The 16,962-nt window shown below is 70.3% G+C and carries 18 protein-coding genes; 4 read left to right on the top strand and 14 right to left on the bottom strand.

The window, feature by feature from the left end; translation table 11 throughout:
* Positions 1-1,058: 1,058 nt before the first annotated feature.
* Together ACMCNN_RS19070 and ACMCNN_RS19065 are read left to right on the top strand one after the other, a co-directional pair.
* Positions 1,059-1,970 (top strand): MBL fold metallo-hydrolase, encoded by a 912-nt coding sequence (locus tag ACMCNN_RS19070; protein WP_412741872.1) that lies wholly within the window; start codon positions 1,059-1,061, stop codon positions 1,968-1,970.
* A gap of 39 nt (positions 1,971-2,009) precedes the next feature.
* Entirely contained in the window at positions 2,010-2,225 is a 216-nt protein-coding gene (locus ACMCNN_RS19065; RefSeq protein ID WP_412741871.1) for a hypothetical protein, read from the top strand.
* Between the two features lie 393 nt (positions 2,226-2,618).
* Here ACMCNN_RS19065 and ACMCNN_RS19060 read toward each other — a convergent pair whose 3' ends face one another.
* The 4 genes from ACMCNN_RS19060 to ACMCNN_RS19045 all read right to left on the bottom strand — a co-directional run bounded on the left by ACMCNN_RS19060 (position 2,619) and on the right by ACMCNN_RS19045 (position 6,044).
* A complete protein-coding gene (locus ACMCNN_RS19060) occupies positions 2,619-2,978 on the bottom strand; it encodes an NADPH-dependent FMN reductase (protein ID WP_412741870.1) in 360 nt (119 codons plus the stop codon).
* Between the two features lie 469 nt (positions 2,979-3,447).
* Positions 3,448-4,704, bottom strand: a complete 1,257-nt coding sequence (locus ACMCNN_RS19055; RefSeq protein ID WP_412741869.1) for a sulfite oxidase — start codon at positions 4,702-4,704, stop codon at positions 3,448-3,450.
* Positions 4,705-4,749: 45 nt separating this feature from the next.
* The gene (locus ACMCNN_RS19050) at positions 4,750-5,241 is read right to left on the bottom strand and encodes a beta-class carbonic anhydrase (protein ID WP_412741868.1); all 492 of its coding nucleotides are present in this window, start codon (positions 5,239-5,241) and stop codon (positions 4,750-4,752) included.
* A gap of 68 nt (positions 5,242-5,309) precedes the next feature.
* On the bottom strand, positions 5,310-6,044 hold the full coding sequence (locus ACMCNN_RS19045; protein WP_412747210.1) for a nitroreductase family protein: 735 nt from the start codon (positions 6,042-6,044) through the stop codon (positions 5,310-5,312).
* Here ACMCNN_RS19045 and ACMCNN_RS19040 point away from each other — a divergent pair.
* On the top strand, positions 6,008-6,742 hold the full coding sequence (locus ACMCNN_RS19040) for an LLM class flavin-dependent oxidoreductase (RefSeq protein WP_412747209.1): 735 nt from the start codon (positions 6,008-6,010) through the stop codon (positions 6,740-6,742). The genes ACMCNN_RS19045 and ACMCNN_RS19040 overlap by 37 nt on opposite strands.
* Here the strand turns inward: ACMCNN_RS19040 and ACMCNN_RS19035 are convergent.
* Positions 6,732-8,357: a methyl-accepting chemotaxis protein gene (locus ACMCNN_RS19035; RefSeq protein WP_412741867.1), complete on the bottom strand. Its 1,626-nt coding sequence runs from the start codon at positions 8,355-8,357 to the stop codon at positions 6,732-6,734. The genes ACMCNN_RS19040 and ACMCNN_RS19035 overlap by 11 nt on opposite strands.
* Before the next feature lie 360 nt (positions 8,358-8,717).
* Between ACMCNN_RS19035 and ACMCNN_RS19030 the strand changes: the two genes are divergently transcribed.
* Entirely contained in the window at positions 8,718-9,698 is a 981-nt protein-coding gene (locus tag ACMCNN_RS19030) for a hypothetical protein (protein ID WP_412741866.1), read from the top strand.
* 101 nt (positions 9,699-9,799) lie between these two features.
* Here ACMCNN_RS19030 and ACMCNN_RS19025 read toward each other — a convergent pair whose 3' ends face one another.
* From ACMCNN_RS19025 to ACMCNN_RS18985, 9 genes are all read right to left on the bottom strand, one after another.
* Complete coding sequence (locus ACMCNN_RS19025; protein WP_412741865.1) at positions 9,800-10,237, bottom strand: protealysin inhibitor emfourin; 438 nt, start codon at positions 10,235-10,237, stop codon at positions 9,800-9,802.
* A 203-nt stretch (positions 10,238-10,440) separates the two neighbouring features.
* Positions 10,441-10,608 carry a DUF1918 domain-containing protein gene (locus ACMCNN_RS19020; protein WP_412741864.1) on the bottom strand — a complete coding sequence of 56 codons (168 nt, stop codon included), beginning with the start codon at positions 10,606-10,608 and terminating at the stop codon, positions 10,441-10,443.
* Positions 10,609-10,639: 31 nt separating this feature from the next.
* On the bottom strand, positions 10,640-11,158 hold the full coding sequence (locus ACMCNN_RS19015) for a hypothetical protein (RefSeq protein ID WP_412741863.1): 519 nt from the start codon (positions 11,156-11,158) through the stop codon (positions 10,640-10,642).
* A gap of 99 nt (positions 11,159-11,257) precedes the next feature.
* Complete coding sequence (locus ACMCNN_RS19010; RefSeq protein ID WP_412741862.1) at positions 11,258-11,479, bottom strand: PLDc N-terminal domain-containing protein; 222 nt, start codon at positions 11,477-11,479, stop codon at positions 11,258-11,260.
* A gap of 186 nt (positions 11,480-11,665) precedes the next feature.
* Entirely contained in the window at positions 11,666-12,727 is a 1,062-nt protein-coding gene (gene hypE, locus ACMCNN_RS19005; RefSeq protein ID WP_412741861.1) for a hydrogenase expression/formation protein HypE, read from the bottom strand.
* Positions 12,724-13,845 (bottom strand): hydrogenase formation protein HypD, encoded by a 1,122-nt coding sequence (gene hypD / locus ACMCNN_RS19000; protein WP_412741860.1) that lies wholly within the window; start codon positions 13,843-13,845, stop codon positions 12,724-12,726. Before hypD ends, hypE begins: the two co-directional genes overlap by 4 nt.
* Positions 13,842-14,117: a HypC/HybG/HupF family hydrogenase formation chaperone gene (locus tag ACMCNN_RS18995; protein ID WP_412741859.1), complete on the bottom strand. Its 276-nt coding sequence runs from the start codon at positions 14,115-14,117 to the stop codon at positions 13,842-13,844. The genes hypD and ACMCNN_RS18995 overlap by 4 nt, the downstream gene beginning before the upstream one ends.
* Positions 14,118-14,122: 5 nt before the next feature.
* Positions 14,123-16,474, bottom strand: coding sequence for a carbamoyltransferase HypF (gene hypF / locus ACMCNN_RS18990; RefSeq protein ID WP_412741858.1), 2,352 nt, complete (start codon positions 16,472-16,474; stop codon positions 14,123-14,125).
* 9 nt (positions 16,475-16,483) lie between these two features.
* The gene (locus ACMCNN_RS18985; RefSeq protein WP_412741857.1) at positions 16,484-16,957 is read right to left on the bottom strand and encodes a hydrogenase maturation protease; all 474 of its coding nucleotides are present in this window, start codon (positions 16,955-16,957) and stop codon (positions 16,484-16,486) included.
* Between the last annotated feature and the right edge of the window lie 5 nt (positions 16,958-16,962).

The following is a 16,962-nucleotide window of genomic DNA, read 5'->3' as shown; positions in this document are numbered from 1 at the left end:
ATTCTCGCCAATAGGTCCCACGCGTCATCGATCACACCAAACGATCTACTCTGGAGTGCCGTCATGATTAATGCTTTCCCTCGGTTCATGCGCCCCGTGTACAACGTCATCTCATGCATGTATGCCGACTCTTTCCCGGCGTTTCCGGCCTAACAAAAGGACAACGTGCTCCGGAATATCTCTTTGGAGTGCGGTAGGTGTTGTGGATAATGGACAACACTCCACATGCGCAACTCCTGCCTCGTTGGTAGGCGCTTGCTGTTCGGGCCAGTCATTGCGTTCCGCGCCAGAGTGTTGTGCACCCAGCCGACTCGACTGACGCCTTTGGCTCTCGAAGATGGTGACCAACCCGAACACCCCCGTCCTATGATCATGACTTCGACCTGAGTGCGCAGATGCGACGCGCAGGCGCAGCGCTCGCATACTTACGTAGCCGGTGGGCGGACTCCATTCATCAACTTCGCCACACCGGGGTGTCTTGAACCCAGCGGCTCAAGACACACAAGAAGTGGCGTCGCATCCAATATGGCAGGGCGTCTTAACCGTATTCTTCCCAGGCATTGGCGCGGTTGCGCGAACGGGCGTTGAGCTGGGCAAAGGGGCAAACACCTTCGACGACCAACGTCCCAGCCGGTCCGTATGCGCAAGTTCGGCCACCATCGGGACCGGACCGTCCCTCCGACCTTCCCGAGTTCTTCCCACTGCGCGTCCACAGCGTCTTTGGCGGGCCACCTGGCAGACACTCCGGCTGCTCCTCCCACCAGCTCACTACCACCTTTGAGGACCTGTGACTGGTGAAGAAGCCGAGCACTTGGCCTTGAACCTCATGGCCGACATCAGGCGCATGCGGGTGCTAGGCCGGACTCGGGCACGCGTCGCTCCGGTGTCGGCCCCTTGTCCTGCTCCGAGTGTCTGGTCCGCCGCCCGGCGGGTGCGGTGCGGCCGGGTGGGCCTGGACTTCCAGGAGATCACTCAGCGACCGCCGGTGAGTGGTCAACGAGAGCATCGCCGTGTACAAGGCCGCGGCATCTGGGGAGCGCCTCGGTGTCGGCCGGAGCGTGCTGGTCGACCCGTACGGCGTGATCCGGGCCTACCTGGGCCCGTGGCCGGCGCACCTGCTCGTGGAGATCGACCCCGCGGTGACCGAGATGGTCCGCGCCACCATTCCAGTTGTGCGGCACCGCAGGCGGGAGGTGTTTGACCGATGGTCTCTAATGTGCCGAATGCGAATCACGGTGCTTGGGGGCCTGGGCGCCTTTCCGGATCGGGATCAAGGTTGCAGCGGCTACCTGCTGCGCCACGACGGTTTCACCATGCTGATCGACCCCGGATACGCCACCCTGCAGCCCCTGCTAACGCGGTGCGCGCCCGGCGACGTCGACGCGGTCGTGGTGACCCATGGTCACCCTGATCACTGTGCCGACCTACACCCTCTGCTCCGGGCTCGCGCTCTGTCCGGTGGTGCGGTGCAGCCGCTGCCGCTCTATGCCCCGGCCGGTGCTCTCGACGCCGTCCTTGCTTTGGACAGCCATGACGTGCTCAACGGCGCGTATCGGGTGCACGAGCTGCCGCTGCCCGGCGATGTCATCTGCGGGCCGCTAACCGTCGCCACCATGCCGGTGCCGCACTTCCTGCCGAACGCAGGTCTGCGGATCACCGCCGGACGTACGAGCGTGGTGTACACCGGGGATGGAGGGCCGCACGAACCGTTCGCCGAGTTCGCGGGTGGGGCCGGGCTGCTGATCGCGGAGGCGACCTACGCCACCGAAGTACCCGCGCCGCAGGCCGGTCGGCTCAGCACCGCTGCCGACGCAGGCGCCCTCGCCGCCCTGGCCGGCGCCGCGGCACTCTGGCTCACGCATGTGTGGCCGGGCAGCGACCCCGACGCCCACCTGGCCGCTGCCCGCCGCGCCTACGCCGGGCCGTCCAACGTGGCCGTGCCGAACCTGACGTGGATCTCACCGACATGACCGTGCCGTCGTGCGGCGCGGTCCGCCGAGGCCATGCCCATGGACCTCTTGGAACGACACGGCCCCGCGGTCGCCTTGGTCACCGCCGAAGAAGCCGTCACGGCACCTTGGCGCTCGGCCGGGCGGTGCGCCGACGTCGCCCGCGTCGTCGACCGACCCGGCGCGCCCGAGCTGACGGCATTGGGCTTCGTCCGCAAGCGGGTGGCGATAGCCCGGGCGCTGGCCATGCAGTCCAAGGCCCACCGCTCATGTTGAGGTGGAGAGCCCCGCTGACCGCAAGTGAGGACGACTTCCTCGCGCGGCTAGCAACGCCGCCCCGCTCCGGCGCCCACGGCTTCGCGCACGCCATGCTCGGCGACGAACCGAACCTTTACGGCCATCTCACGCAGCCGGGGTTACTCGTTTTCAAAGCTGACAGCGGCTTCATCGCCGTGCCCTCGCAAGACTTCGATCACCGGCTTCCGGAGACGGTCGGTCGGCAGAGGTAGCGGTCGGCTGACCGTCGGCCAGGACTCCGGGACCGCTCACAAGGAGGTGCCGGGCCCGGCTGACCCAGGTGCTCAGATGGTGTGGCGGGCGAGTGAGGAGCATGCCACGAGAGCGGTCACTGCCGTAGCGATCGAGGTGGTGGCGAGCCGCTGCGGGGACTCAGGCGATGAGCGCGGCGGTGTACTGGTCGGCCACGGCGCCCGGGTCGGTGAGCTCGGACCTGGTCGCGGTCAGTCCGAAGTCGACGACGTCGGCTCCCAGTTCGCGCAGCAGCCGGGCGAGGAACGCCTCCGCCGTGTCGGCCTGGGGCTGGGCCTCGGCCGTGACGACAGGGAAGGCGACCACGCCGGCGAGGGCGTTGGCGGGCAACTGGTCGAGCAGTACCTTGAGCGCACCGGAGAATGTGCCGCGGTAGGTCGGGGTCGCCACGATCAACAGCGTGGCGTCCTGGACGTCGAGTAGCGCTCGGCCGGTGGCCTCGTCGGCCGGGGTGAGCAGGCCGGGACCGAGTTCGGCCACATCGACCTCACAAATGTGTCGGACCCGCGGCTCCTCGCGATCCGCTCGCCCAGCTCCGTGGCCAGCCGTAACGTATTCGATCCCGGACATGGATGGCCGGAGACCACCACCACCTGGGGCATGGGCGCCTCCTCACGTAAACAGTTCCCGTTATCATCCGCGCCGACGCCAAAGATTGCCATCCGCCAGCGTGTCATTACTTTCCGTGACCGCTTGAGTGCGTGGAAGTCCTGAATCCCGCCGACGCCGTCGAGCGGGCTGTCCGCCAGCTCCGGGTGCAGGTCTCCCGACTCGTCCACCCACGACGGCCCGTTGACCTATCTGGATGACGGCGCTGCACCGTCGGCGGGCACGGGTGCTGCCCGCCGTACATCAAGCGCAGGGGCGCCTGGGCGAGCGGGCCCGTACGGCCTGACCTGCGGGGGCCGGTCGCCGCTGAGCCGGCCCGATGCGATGCGACAGCCGGCTGTCAGGCAACGGTGACCGGGTGGCGTACCACCGCGTCGAACAGGTACCCGAGCGTGTTGTAGGTGGCCGTGTCCGGCTGTGTGTTGCCGCGGACATCGGTGGCTCGCGCCAGCAGTTCCGTGCGTCCGGGTGTGCTCGGGCGCACGGTGATCTCCCAGCGCTGCCATCCGGTGCCGGGTCCGATCGGGTGGGCTCGGTGCCAGGTGGCGCCGCCGTTCGTGCTGACCTCGACCGTGCGGATCGGGCCGTGCGCCGACCAGGAGCGGCCAGTGAGTCGCACCGGTCTGCCGGCGGGCAGCACGGCCTCGTGGTCGAGTTCGAAGGCGCTCTTGACGACCTGTTCGTCGAACGGCTGCCCGTCGGCCGGGAAGGTGGGGCCGAACAGGCGGTAGAACTGGGTGTTCCAGGGCGTGAACAGTGGTTGGTCGGAGACCTCGATGCGGCCCACCCATTTGATGGACGCGATCCCGATCCAACCGGGCACGACCAGCCGGACCGGGTGGCCATGGTCGGGTGGCAACGGTTCGCCATTCATTTCGTACGCCAGCAGCACGTCGTTCAGTGCCTTGCGGATCGGAATCGGCCGGCGCACCGGACCGAGGTCGACGCCGCCGGTGACGAAGTGGGGGTCCAGACCAACCGGGAGCACGTCGACCGCCCGCGACGACAGTCCGGCCCGGCGGAGTACCGTGCCCAGCCGTACGCCGCGCCACCGGGCCAGCCCGACGGCGCCCAGATGCCATGCCGTGCCGGTGACGGTCTGTCCCTGCTGGCTGGTGTAGTAGCTGCGAGCGTTGCCGGCGCACTCGACCGGCACGGTGATCGTCTCGGCGGGCAGGCGCCGAAGCTCCCGATAGGAGAAGGAGGCGGGGCCACCGCGCAGGCCAGGGCCGGTCACCTCCAGCCGCCAGTAGCCGGCGTCGATGATCGGCGTGCGGGTGTGGTTGCGGACGAAGAACCTGTCGATCGGCACGAGGTGTCCCTGGTCGCGCATCGCGGACCAGCGCATCTCCGCGTTGGTGCCGAGCACGGTGAACTTGTCCGGCGGGAGTGGCTTGACGATCGGCCCGGCCGGGTCGGCGCCGGCCGCCGGGCCGGTGGCGGTAGTCCCGTCGACCGGATGCCCGGCGGCCGTGGTGGCGCCCAGGGTGCCGACCGCGGCGGTCAGCTTGAGCAGGTCGCGCCGGGAGAAGCCGGATGCGTCGCCGCGCAGCCATTGCCGCAGCCTGCGGCTGTCATAGGTGTGCTCGGACGGCATCGGGGTCCCTTCCCTTGCGCGAACGGTGGCGTCCGGTCGGGCCGCTCAGTTCACCTCCCGCAGCTTGCCGGTGGCGACGTCGTAGACGAAGCCGCGTACCGACTCCTTGCGGGGGATGAACGGGTCGGTCCTGATCCGGGCGATGGACTGCCGGACGTCGGCGTCGAGGTCGGTGAACGCCTCGGCCGACCAGGCCGGCTTGATGCCCACTTCCGCCTCGATCGCCGCCTTGAACTGGTCGTCGGTGAACGTGAGCATGCCGCAGTCCGTGTGGTGGATCAGGATGATCTCGCGGGTGCCCAGCAACCGCTGGCTGATCGCGAGGCTGCGCAGCTCGTCGGCGGTGATCACGCCGCCCGCGTTGCGGATGACGTGCGCGTCGCCCTCGGCGAGGCCGAGCAGACCGTACGGGTTGAGGCGGGCGTCCATGCATGCCACGACAGCGACCTGGCGTGCGGGTGGCAGCGGCAGCGCGCCCTTGTCGAACGTGCTGGCATACCGCTCGGCGTTGACCAGAAGCTCGTCCGTGGTACTCATTGCGCCTCCCCGACCCGTTGGATCAATTGAGAGTCAGCCTACAGGCGAAGTGGGGAATGTCCGGGGAGTCAGCGGGAGGGTAGCCCGCGCCGTTCGAGTGCGGAGCGCAGCTGGTGGCGTCCGGCCATCGATTCCGGGCCCTTGAGCCGTTCCAGGACGCGGTCGCTCCAGGCGCCGGGCAGCCCGAACGCGGTGTTGTGGGTGGACACCCGCTCGTCGTAGGTGGCGACGTGGGCGTCGGCGGCGGTGTCGTACAGCTCGCGATGCAGCACGGCTGCTTGGGGCAGACGCGGCTTGACCCCGGCGTTCTCGCCGGGGTCGGGTTCACCGACGGCCAGCCCGAACGCGGCGATCGTGTGCGGCGGCAGGGCCAGCGCGGCGGCCACCTGGTCCGGATGGTTGCGGATGGCGCCGACGAACACGGTGCCGAGTCCGAGCGACGCGGCGGCCACCACGGCGTTCTGTGCCGCAAGAGCGGTGTCGATGAAGCCGGTGAGGGTGGTCTCCAGGTAGTCCGCGGCGGCCGCGGGGGTCCCCGCACGGTCGGCGAGCCGGCGGGCGCGGCCGAGGTCGGCGATCCAGACCAGGAACAGCGGTGCCTGGACGATGAAGGCCTGGTTCGCCGCGAGCGCGGCCAGCTGCGCCTTGCGGTCGGGGTCGCGTACGGCCACGACACTCCAGAGCTGGAGGTTGGACGAGGTCGGCGCCGACTGTGCCGCCGCGACGAGCGTGGTGAGTTCGTCGTCGCTGACCTCGCGAGGCCGGAATCCTGCAGGCGGGCGACTCGGACGCCGGGCGCGAATTCGCCGCCGCCACCGCCGACGCGATCTTCAGCCGGTACGGCACGCGCGACGCCGGCCAGGCGTTCTACGCCGACGTCAAGCGACGCCTGCCCACCTACGGACGCGACCGCGACGAACTGCTCGTGCTGCCGGCGGCGACGTTCGTGCTCGGCGACACCGACTCCGACGCCCGTGACCGGGCGGCGGTGATCCGGCGCCAGCAGGTCAGCGGTCAGACCGCCATCAAGCTGCTGGAGCAGCTGTGGAACCGCGACCTGTCCGGCTACGACCCGGACGGGCCACTGCCGGAGATCGATCCGGATGTATCAGCCGGGCACATCGCCCACGGGCGGGCCAGCGTACGCATGCACCGCGACCCGGTCTCCACGGCGCGCGAGTGGCGCTCGCGAGCCGAGGCCGGCAACCTGTCGATTCGCGACCTGATCATCGAGGTCACCGGCCGTCAGACGTTCATCGGCAGCCCCCGGACGGTCGCCGACCAGATCGACGATCTCGTCCAGGGCGACGCCGCCGACGGATTCATCCTGGTCCCGCACGTGGTGCCCGACGGGCTGGACGAGTTCGCCGACACCGTGGTGCCACTGCTGCAGGAACGCGGCGTGTTCCGTACCGATTACACCGGCCCCACCCTGCGCGACCACCTCGGCCTCAGCCGCCCGGCACGGCAGAACGTCCAGCGCACCGGCGCTACACCGTGAACTGGCCGACCAGGGTCTGCAGTTCGCCGGCGAGGCCGGAGAGTTCCTCGGCGGTGCGGTTGGCCTGCCCGACCCCGAGGTAGGTGTCCTCGGCGGCCTTGGCCACTGCGGTGATCGTGTCGGTGATGTTGGCGGCGCCGGTCGCGGCCTCGACAATGCTGCGGCCGATCTCGCTGGTGGTCGCGGTCTGTTCCTCCACCGCGGAGGCAATGGCGTTGGAATAGCCGTTGATCCGCTCAACGACCTGCGCGATCTCGGTAATCGTCGCGACGGCGGCGCTGGTGTCGGTCTGGATGACCTGAATGCGGCTGGCGATCTCGTCGGTGGCCTTGGCCGTCTCCTGGGCCAGGTCCTTGACCTCGGAGGCGACCACCGCGAATCCCTTGCCGGCCTCACCCGCGCGGGCGGCCTCGATCGTCGCGTTGAGGGCGAGCAGGTTGGTCTGCTCGGCAATCGAGGTGATCACCTTGACGATGTCACCGATCTCGGCAGATGAGGTGCCGAGTTTGTCCATGGTGGTGCTGGCGGACTGGGCGACGGCTACGGCGCCGTGGGCGATCCCGGCGGCGTCGGTGGCGCTGCCGGCGATCTCCCGGATGGAGGCGGTCATTTCCTCGACGGCGGCGGCCACGGTGGCCACGTTCGCCGAGACCTGCCCGGCCCCAGCCGACACCGTGTCGGCACGGTTGCTGGTCTGTTCGGCGGTGCTCGCGATCTGGCTGCTGGTGGCGGCCATTTGCTGGGCGGATCCGGCCAGGATGTGGCTGCTGTTGCTGAGCTGCTCGACGGTAGCGCGCAGGGTGGCGCCGGCGCGGTGCAGTTCGGCGCCCATCTGCCCGATCTCGTCGCGGCTGTCCGCATCCGCGTCTGCGGTGCGGGTCAGGTCACCGTCGGCGATGGCGCGGATCGCCCCCGACAGGGTGTGTACCCGACGGGCCAGACCGCGGGCCACCACCAGCCCGAATGCACCGGCGAGCAGCAGGCCCACGGCGAGCACGGAGATGGTGATCGTCCGCGCCACGGTGTACCACTGGTTGGCGTTGACGGCGTCGGCGGCGGCCTCGGCGTTCTCGGCGGCGATCAGCGCGTTCAGCTGGGTCATGGTCTCCTGTACGGCCGGGACCAATGCGTTGTCGCGGATCTGTTCCACGTCGATGTGGCGTTTGCTGGCGGGGATGAAGTCGCTGTCCCGTGCGGTGCGGTAACGCTGCCATGCGGTGTCGAGCCGGTCCAGCAGCACGGGGCTCACGGTGATCTTCCGGTATGCCAGCACATCCTGCCGGAACGTCGCGTCGCCGGCCTTGATCTCCTGCTCGTAGCGGGCCTTGGTGGCGTCCGAGGTGCTCAGTGCGTGATTGAGCACCGTCGCCCGCATGGCACCGATGTCCACGGCGATCTTCTCGAGGTCCTGACCGGGGACGACACTGCCGGTGTACAGCTCGTGGACTGCCCCGCTGAGCCGTGACATCTGCACGATCGCGAAGGCCCCGATACCGGCGCCCACTGCCGCCAGCACCAGCACGACCAGGAGGAACTTTGTGTACAGGCGGCGGTCGCGTATCCAGCGCGTCACTACGCCGGGCCGTTTGAGGACAGTCGATGCTTCGGCAGTCATGGCCTGATCTTTCAACCCGGGGGCGAGGGAAGTGCTTTGATGCCTGATGCATCGGTCGCTCAACCGGAAAACCTGACGAACTGCGACCTATGTCGCAGCACCCCCGATCGAGCCGATCAAGCGTCACCCACCGCGCTCGCGCGTTCGTAGCGCAAGGTAATCGCGCCGTCGCTACTGAGCGCCACCCGAGGTGGAGAAGTGTCCGTCTCGGGGCGGGCGGCCAGTGCTCGCTGACCGGACGGCGGCCTGCGGGTCGGTAACGGTCAGTAACATCGACTCCTGCGTCGAGTCCAGAACCGGGCGGGTTTGGATACGTTCTGTCACCCTGATCCGCATCCTTCGCTTGTCCTCGGAGTATCGATGTTGCGTCCGTCCCGTTCCTCCCTGCTGACCGCCACCGTGACGCTGGCCGCCGGCCTGCTGGGAGTCTCAGCCCCCGCCTATGCCGCGGACACCGCCACCACGCTGGACGCGGTCACGATGGCGGCCGAGCTCAAGACGGTGGCCGACGCGTCGACGGCCGCGGCCCATGACGGCTGGAGGATCACCGACACCTACTCCGAGGGCTCGATGTCGGGCTCGTCCTCGTTCGTGGTGGACCTCACCCGCAAGATCGCATACACGCGATCCCGGTTCGGCACCGACGGGTACGCCATGTATGTCGTCGGCGGCAAGGGCGTGTACCAGTCCCTGATGGGGCCGGACGAGCGGGCGGCGGTGAAGATGATGGGCCGCCCCGGAGTGCGCTACCAGTTCACCGCGGTGCCGTCGATGACCCTCGACGACTACCTCGTGGGCGGCGTGGGGACACCTGCCGCCGCGCTGACCGACAACACATACGCGGGCACCAAGACCGTGCACGACGACGGGTCCACCGACTATGCGTACCACGACGACAAGGACATGACGGTCACCCTGCACGTCAGCGCCGCGGGAACGCTGACCAGCAGCCGAGGCACCGGCAATGGCTTCACCGACGTCACGGCGTACACCTACGGGGCCCAGCACGTGACACTGCCGGCGGCGTCGGCCACGATCAGCTCGAGGACCCTGGCCAGGGGCGTGGCGTACCTGAACATCAAGACCACCATCGCCGAGGTCGCCTCCCAGGGCGCGGCCGACACCCGCCAGGCCGCGCACGGACGCCGCATCAAAGTCGCCACGCTGCGCCGCATCGTCCGCCGGGACGTGGCGAACTTCAACCTCGGAACCGTCCCCAAGATGATCAAGGTGACCGCCGTGAAGCGTGGGGTCCGGCTGCGGGCGACGAACCCGTGGACCCACAAGTCGGTCACCTTCACGGTCAAGGCCTACGGCAAGGAAATCGCCGTCAAGGGCTGAGCCCCGGACGGTCAGTCCCGGGCGACCACCGGACCCGCCGCCGCCAACCGTGCATGCCGCCGGCCCGCGACATCGCGCGGGCCGGCGGCGAATGCGGCCGTTCAGTGGGTGGAAGTCGGCGAAGTATCGAGGCTGATCTGCCGGGTGAGGCCGATCGCCTGCCACAACACGGCGGGAGCGTCGGCGCCCTCGACCGTCCGGACGGTCTTGGTCCTCCCGGTGCCGTACCGCACGGTCAACGTGTAGGCGAAGCGGTCGGCGCCCGGAGTGCTGGCCGGGTATGCGGCGTCGAGTCGCCGGAACTGCCAGCTCGAGACGAGCTGGATCAGGTACGCGGTGTCCACGTGCACAGTCGTGGATTCAACGACGTAGCAGTCGTGGACGCCGGCGAATCCGCCGGTCCGGGCTAATGTCACCTGTGAGGCGGACGGGAGCGTCGCAGAGGCGGGCCGCGCGGTCATCGCCAGCCCGACGGTCATCGCGATGGCCGCGACGATGGCGAGCAGGGTTCGGTTGGCGGCGCGCAGAGCCGTTGACATGGCACACCTTCTTCGTGGGATGGTGGAGTGGCGAGGGGACCGGTTATTCGGTCCCTGTGTGCACAGGCGACACGATCTTTTGGCCTGTGTCGGTGGAGTGCCCACCGCTTCCTTCTCAATTCATGTCTATCACTGGATTTGCTCGGCTCTCGAGGTCCGAAAGTCCTCGGGTCGTAGGACGATCCCGGCGTCCGAGAGTCATGTCAAAGGAAAACCGGCTCCACGCGGGCTTCCGGTCCCGGAAAGCCCGGGGCGTAACGGCCGTCATCCGGCCAGCGGACCTCGTACGGCGGGAGTGCCATCCGCATGCGGACCGCCGCGATCACTCCGACGTGCGGCAGGTCACCAAGGTGAACGCCGGAATCAGTCATACCGGGTACGGGCCAGGACGCACCATGACCGCTATGCCGCGTGGCGTGGCGCGGCGGGCGTGCTCTGTCGCGGAAGAGCGGTAGGAGCGGTTGCGCCGGCGTGCCGGCGTTCGGCGCGCAGCAGCAGGGCGAACGAGATGATCATCGCGATCGAGAACGGGTAGTACAGCCAACCGAAGAACATCAACCCGACATGGAAGCCGATCGCCGCTACCAATCCCAGCCGGGTCCACCGGTCACCGCTGAGCATCAGCACGCCCACCCCCACCTCGAATGCGATGAGCAGAGAGATGAACAGGTGCTGATGTGGTGCCACGACCGCACGCCACGTGTCGGTGACGAACGGCAGGTAGGAGGCATCAGCGAAGCCGGCGTAGTCGCCGCCGGTCGTGAGATGGAGGGTGTTGAACAGCGCACCACCCGCGAGGAACAGGGTGGCGACAGCGAACCGGCCGACGTGCATCGCGCGTGGACTCCACCACGACCAGACGGCCGCGACCATGATCACCAACTCGGTGACCGACCAGAAGACCAACCACGGGACCGGCATGGCCCCTCCTTCCAGAGTTCGCCCACCGGACGCGAGGAGAGCGGCCGGGCGGGCATGACCGGAACCCGGCAACCGGTGCCGGCCGCCGGACACCGGTCCTCAGCAACGGCTGCGCCGACCCCAGCCGAGATAGGCGACCGGGCCGACGGGCTGGACGAACAGCACGGGCCACCAGAGCACCTTCGGACCCCGTACGCTCGCCCGTGGACGCCGGGCGAGGTCCGCCGCCGCCGCGGCCGTCAGCACCGCCTCGACCGATGCCAGGACCAGCACGGCGGTGCGTTGCCGATACGACAGGTCGGCCCAGTGTTTCCGTGTCATCTCCCTCGTCCCCTTCCGCCGATCCCGGACCGTCCACCTGTGGCGCGGGCGCGGGTGCACCACTCAATCGCAGCCACCACCTTGAGCGTTCGCCCGCCCGAGGGGCCGGGAACAGGGTCGAACGTCACCGCGCACGACCCCCAAAGCCATGCCCACCCAGAGGGGGACCAGCCACCATCCACCGGTTCAGCAGATGCGCGGCAACTGTTCACCGACCAGCATGTCGAGCACACGTCGTGATCCCACGGAGGTCCGCACGACCACCCGGCCGCGATCGGTGTCGCGTACGGTGCCGATGGTGACCGCGGCCCGGCCCTCCGGCCGGGCGCGCATCGCGGCCAGGACCGCGTCGGCGCGGTGCGGTGCGATGAACGCGACGAGGCAGCCCTCGTTGGCCACGTGGGCCGGGTCGAGGCCGAGGAGCTCGCAGGCTGCCTGCACCGGGGCGGGTACCGGCAGCGACTGCTCGTCGATCTCGATGCCGACGCCGGACGCGACCGCGATCTCGTTGAGCGCCGAGGCGATGCCACCGCGGGTGGGGTCGCGCAGCGCGTGGACGGCGTCGCCACCGGCGTCGACCATGGCTGCGACGAGCCGGTGCAGGGGCTGGGTGTCCGAGCAGATGTCGGCGTCGAAGCCCAGGCCCTCCCGCACGCTGAGGATGGTGGTGCCGTGGCTGCCGATCGGTCCGGACAGCAGCACGGCATCACCGGGTGCGGCGCCGGTCGCCGACGGCGCGGCACCGGCGAGGCGGTGTCCGACGCCGGTGGAGACGACGTAGAGGCCGTCGGCGGCGCCGCGGCCGACCACTTTGGTGTCGCCGGTGACCACCGGCACCCCGGCCGCTCGGGCGGCCGCGCCGACGGACGTGGCGACCCGGCGCAGGTCTGCCAGGGGGAAGCCTTCCTCCACGACGTAGGCGACCGACAGGGCCACCGGCAGCGCGGCGCGCATGGCCAGGTCGTTCACGGTGCCGTGTACGGCGAGCGCGCCGATGTCGCCGCCCGGGAAGAACAGCGGGCTGACCACGTACGCGTCGGTGCTGAGCACGACGTCGACCCCGCCGATCGGGACCACCGCGGCATCCTCCAGCGCACCGGCCGGCGCGGCCGACCCGAGTGCGGGCACCAGGACGTCGCCGATCAGTTCGGCCGACAGCTGCCCGCCGGAGCCGTGGCCGAGCAGGACCCGTTCCGTCTCGGCCAGCGGTACCGGGCAGCTGGCCGCGAGCGGATCCACCGCGGTCACCGGGCACCTCCGGAGACGGAAGCCCCGGTGTACCGGCGACGGCCCGCGCGGTGGAACGCGGCGCAGGTGCCCTCGCTGGACACCATCGGCGCACCCAAGGGGGACCGGGGAGTGCAGGTGATGCCGTAGGCCGGGCAGTCGGTCGGCACGCTTAGCCCGGTGAGGATCCGTCCGGCGATGCAGCGCGGGTCCTCCGCCGCGGTCAGCCGCCCGACGTCGAAGCGGCGGGTCGCGTCGAAGCCGGCGTACGCGTCGGCCAGTTCCAGGCCGCTCGTGGCGATCGTCCCGATGCCGCGCCAGGCCCGGTCACTGACCCGGAACACCCGACCTACCGCCTCCCGGGCGGGCCCGTTTCCGGTGCGCCGGACCGCACGGGCGTACTGGTTCTCCACCTCGAAGCGGCCCTGTTCGAGCTGGCGTACCGCCATCAGGATGCCCTCCAGCAGGTCCAGCGGTTCGAACCCGGTCACCACGATCGGCACCCGGTACCGGGCGGCGAGCGGTTCGTACTCCGTCCAACCCATGACCGTGCAGACGTGTCCGGCGGCGAGGAAGCCCTGCACCTCGCACTCGGTCGCGTCCAGGATGGCGGTCATGGCGGGTGGCACGAGCACGTGGCTGACCAACATGGTGAAGTTCGTCAGTCCGAGAGTCGCGGCGTGCAGCACCGCCATCGCGTTGGCCGGTGCGGTGGTCTCGAACCCCACGGCGAGGAACACCACCTCGCGATCGGGTCGCTGCTGGGCGAGCGCGACCGCGTCCATGGGGGAGTACACCACGCGTACGTCGGCGCCGCGGGCCTTGAGCGCCAGCAGGTCGGTGTGCGATCCGGGCACCCGCAGCATGTCGCCGAAGCTGGTGAAGGTGACCCCGGGCCGCGCCGCGATGGCCATCGCCCGGTCCAGGGTCTCCAGCGGGGTCACGCAGACCGGGCAGCCGGGCCCGTGGATCATGCGAATTCCGGGGGGCAGCACCTCGTCGATGCCCTGCCGCACGATGGTGTGGGTCTGGCCGCCGCAGACCTCCATGAGGTTCCAGGGCCGGGTCGTCGTGCGGTGCAACTCGTCCAGGAGCACCCGGGCGAGTCGGGGGTCGCGGTATTCGTCGAGGTATCTCATGCGGTGCGATCCTTCGCGGGCAGGGGTTCGCCCAGTTCGTCACGGACCGCGTCGCCCATCGCGCGCAGCACGTCGAGGGTGCGTTCGGCCTCCCGACGGTCCACCTTCGTGATCGCGAAACCGACGTGGACGATGACGTACTCGCCGGGGCGGACGTCGGGGACGTAGGTCAGGCACACGTCCTTGCGGATGCCGTCGAAGTCGACGACACCCATGAGCAGCCCGTCCCGGTCGGTCACCGCGGTGACCCGGCCGGGGATGCCGAGGCACACGCCGATCAGCCTCCCTCGTTGCAGGTTGCGGCCGCCACCACGGCCTGGCCGTAACTGATCCCGCCGTCGTTGGCGGGCACGTCGTGGTTGAGGTGGCCGGTCAGCCCGGCCGCGTCCAGCTCGGTCAGCAAACGGGACGCCAGGATGCGGTTCTGCAGGCACCCGCCGGACAGGCACACCTGCGTCACCCCGGTGCGTTCGGCAGCGCGGGTGCACAGCGCGACCGTCGCCGCCGCGACCGTGGTGTGGAACCCGGCCGCCAGCTCGCTCGCGGGCACCCCGGCACGGGCACGTTCCAGCACTGCGGTGAGTGTGCCGCTCCAGTCGTACACCCAGAGCCCATCCACCTCGGCCAGCCGCCAGGGCAGCGGTTCGGTGCTGCCGGAGGCTGCCGCGGCGGCCTCCAGCAGCACCGCCGCCTCGCCCTCATAGCCCGCGTCGTCGCAGAGGCCGAGCAGGCTGGACACCGCGTCGAACAAGCGGCCCGCGCTGGAGGCGCGAGGGCTGTTGACGCCGCGGGACACCATCCGCGCGATGGTGTCGCGTTCCGTGCGTGGCAGCCGATCGAGGAACCACGCGGCCGATCCGGGTGGCACCGGGAACTCGCCGCCCAGCAGGTAGCCCAGCACCATGCGGGCCGGGCGGCGCACGGCCGCCTCCCCGCCCGGCAGCGGGGCGGTGCCGAAGCGGCCCAACCGGCGGAACCCGGTGTACGAGGCCAGCAACAGTTCACCGCCCCACAGCGTGCCGTCCGCGCCGAGGCCGAGCCCGTCGTAGGCGACGCCCAGGAACGGGCCGCGCACGCCGTTCTCGGCGGCACACGACACCACGTGCGCGTGATGGTGCTGGACCGGTACCCGTCGCAGGCCGGGCGGCTGCTCGATGGCGTACCGGGTGGACAGGTATCCCGGATGCAGGTCGTGGGCGAGCACATCGGGCGTGAACCGGTGCAGCCGGGTCAGCTGCCCGAGCGTGGCATGGAACGCGGCCAGGGCGTCGGCGTCGTCGAGGCTACCGCCGTGCGGGCCGACCAGCGCCCGATCGCCACGGGCCAGCGTGAACGTGTGCTTCAGCTGGGCACCGACCGCCAGAACGGCCCGGTCGGCCGGAACCGGAATGGGGAGCGGGTCCGGTGCGTAGCCGCGGGCGCGGCGCACTATCGCGCGTCGCCCGCCGATGACGCGGGCCACGGAGTCGTCGTAGCGTGCGCGGATCGGCCGGTCGTGGAGCAGGAACCCGTCGGCCACCGGCGCGAGCCGGGTCATCGCGTCGGTGTCGTCGATGGCGATCGGTTCGTCGGAGAGGTTGCCGCTGGTCACCACGAGCGGCCGGGTCAGTGCCCGCAGCAGCAGGTGGTGCAGCGGGGTGCCGGGCAGGAAGAGCCCGACCCGGTCGGTGCCGGGGTGAACGCCGGACGGCAGCCCCGTCGGGGCGTCCGGGTGGGTCGCCAGCAGCACGATCGGGCGGGCCGGATCGGTGAGCAGACGCAGCTCGGCAGGGGAGAGGCGCGCGAGAACCTCGGCGGCGGCGGTGTCGACGACCATGACGGCGAACGGCTTGCGGGGCCGCCGTTTGCGTGTGCGCAGACGGTGCACCGCGGCGGCGTTGGTGGCGTCGCAGACCAGTTGGTATCCGCCCAGGCCCTTGACGGCGACGATGCCTCCGGCGGCGATCGCGGCCACCGCGGCAGCCAGCGCCTGCTCGCCGGTCGCACCGGGGTCACTGTCGTTCCCGGCCGGGTGGCCGGCCGACCGCCACGACAGGTGTGGCCCGCAGTCGGGGCAGGCGACCGGCTCGGCGTGGAACCTGCGGTCGGCCGGATCGGCGTACTCGGCGGCGCACGCCGCGCACAGGGGGAACCCGGCCATCGCCGTACGGGCCCGGTCGTACGGCAGGGTGTCGACGATGGTCGCGCGGGGGCCGCAGGCGGTGCAGTTCACGAACGGGTACCGGTAGCGCCGGTCGTCCGGGTCGAACAGCTCGCGTAAGCAGTCGTCGCAGGTCGCCAGGTCGACGGGGAGGCCCGCGAAGCCCGGTCGTGTGGCGGCTGCGCTCGTGCTGGGGGCCACGGTGAACCCGGCCCCGAGGGTGTCTGAGCCGCCGTTGCGCGTGACAGTCACCCGAGCCACGACCGCGTGCTGTGGCGCCTGCTCCTGCAGGGCACGAACCAGCGCCGCGAGGGTGTCGGCCGCTCCCGCGACCTCGATGACCACGTCCCCGTCGACGTTGCGGACGCTCCCGTCGAGCCCGAGCCGGCTCGCCATGCGATGCACGAACGGCCGGAACCCGACGCCCTGCACCGTGCCCCGGACCCGGATCGACCAGGCTTCCCGGGCCGGTGCCTCGCGTGGCGTCACGGCCATCGCTCAGCCCACCAGCTCGCGGATCCGGGCGGTGACGGGATCCACCTCTGCGGCCACCTCCGGGCTGAGCCCGGCGCCGAAGCCGAACTCGATCGCCCCCACGGCCAGCACCACCAGACGTCGCGGTAGCCGCCCGAGCGCCCGGCCCAGTTCGACAGTGCTGCCCAGGCTGACCCCGTGGGAACTCGCGGAGCGGGCGTCGGCGAGGTCGGCGAGTTCGTCGAGGACCAGCTCGTACCGGTGGCCGCCGTGGTCGGCGCCGTCGCGGACCGCGTCGACGACGACGGCGAGGTCGGCGCCGGTCCACAGGTCGAGCAGCCGGGTCGGTTCCCCGTCACACGCCCGCAGCTCCACCGCGGCCAGTGCCGGGTCGGACTGCCGCAGCACCTCCAGCCGGGACACCACGGCCGGGCCGAAACCGTCGTCGCGGCGGTACTCGTTGCCGACGCCGATCACCACGCAGCGCTGTCCGTCCACGCGCG

Source organism: Krasilnikovia sp. MM14-A1004 (assembly GCF_047159485.1).
In the GTDB taxonomy this organism is placed as follows: Bacteria; Actinomycetota; Actinomycetes; order Mycobacteriales; family Micromonosporaceae; genus Actinoplanes.
The sequence above is the reverse complement of the archived record's forward strand: the minus strand, read 5'-3'. Positions and strand labels throughout refer to the sequence as shown.

Excerpts from the sequence above, each read along its gene's own strand:
- ACMCNN_RS19065 (WP_412741871.1), top strand. The coding sequence starts at position 2,010 with ATGGACCTCTTGGAACGACACGGCCCCGCGGTCGCCTTGGTCACCGCC.
- ACMCNN_RS19055 (WP_412741869.1), bottom strand. The coding sequence starts at position 4,704 with ATGCCGTCCGAGCACACCTATGACAGCCGCAGGCTGCGGCAATGGCTG.
- ACMCNN_RS19050 (WP_412741868.1), bottom strand. The coding sequence starts at position 5,241 with ATGAGTACCACGGACGAGCTTCTGGTCAACGCCGAGCGGTATGCCAGC.
- ACMCNN_RS19035 (WP_412741867.1), bottom strand. The coding sequence starts at position 8,357 with ATGACTGCCGAAGCATCGACTGTCCTCAAACGGCCCGGCGTAGTGACG.
- ACMCNN_RS19030 (WP_412741866.1), top strand. The coding sequence starts at position 8,718 with ATGTTGCGTCCGTCCCGTTCCTCCCTGCTGACCGCCACCGTGACGCTG.
- ACMCNN_RS19025 (WP_412741865.1), bottom strand. The coding sequence starts at position 10,237 with ATGTCAACGGCTCTGCGCGCCGCCAACCGAACCCTGCTCGCCATCGTC.
- ACMCNN_RS19020 (WP_412741864.1), bottom strand. The coding sequence starts at position 10,608 with ATGACTGATTCCGGCGTTCACCTTGGTGACCTGCCGCACGTCGGAGTG.
- ACMCNN_RS19015 (WP_412741863.1), bottom strand. The coding sequence starts at position 11,158 with ATGCCGGTCCCGTGGTTGGTCTTCTGGTCGGTCACCGAGTTGGTGATC.
- ACMCNN_RS19010 (WP_412741862.1), bottom strand. The coding sequence starts at position 11,479 with ATGACACGGAAACACTGGGCCGACCTGTCGTATCGGCAACGCACCGCC.
- hypD (WP_412741860.1), bottom strand. The coding sequence starts at position 13,845 with ATGAGATACCTCGACGAATACCGCGACCCCCGACTCGCCCGGGTGCTC.